Below are 421 nucleotides of genomic sequence, written 5' to 3'. Positions count from 1 at the left end.
ATTTCACTCCCCTCCCGGGGTTCTTTTCGCCTTTCCCTCACGGTACTGGTTCACTATCGGTCGATCACGAGTATTTAGCCTTGGAGGATGGTCCCCCCATCTTCAGACAGGATTTCACGTGTCCCGCCCTACTTGTCGCACACCTAGTTCTTTCATACTGTTTTCGCCTACAGGGCTATCACCTGCTATGGCCGCACTTTCCAGAGCGTTCGGCTAACAATACAAATAAAGAGTGCAAGGCTCATCCCATTTCGCTCGCCACTACTTTGGGAATCTCGGTTGATTTCTTTTCCTGCGGTTACTTAGATGTTTCAGGTCACCGCGTTCGCTTCGCATGGCCTATGTATTCAGCCATGGATACTCCAAAAGGAGTGGGTTTCCCCATTCGGACATCTACGGATCAAAGCTCGTTTGCCAGCTC

Annotated in this window: 1 rRNA gene; it reads right to left on the bottom strand. The window is 50.6% G+C overall.

Annotation, left to right across the window (positions count from 1 at the left end):
- Positions 1 to 421, bottom strand: a 23S ribosomal RNA gene (locus AC3IFE_RS01520); the annotation flags it as partial.

It is taken from the genome of Burkholderia sp. APQ4-4ca (assembly GCF_057837105.1).
This window is presented reverse-complemented; position numbering and strand designations above follow the sequence as displayed.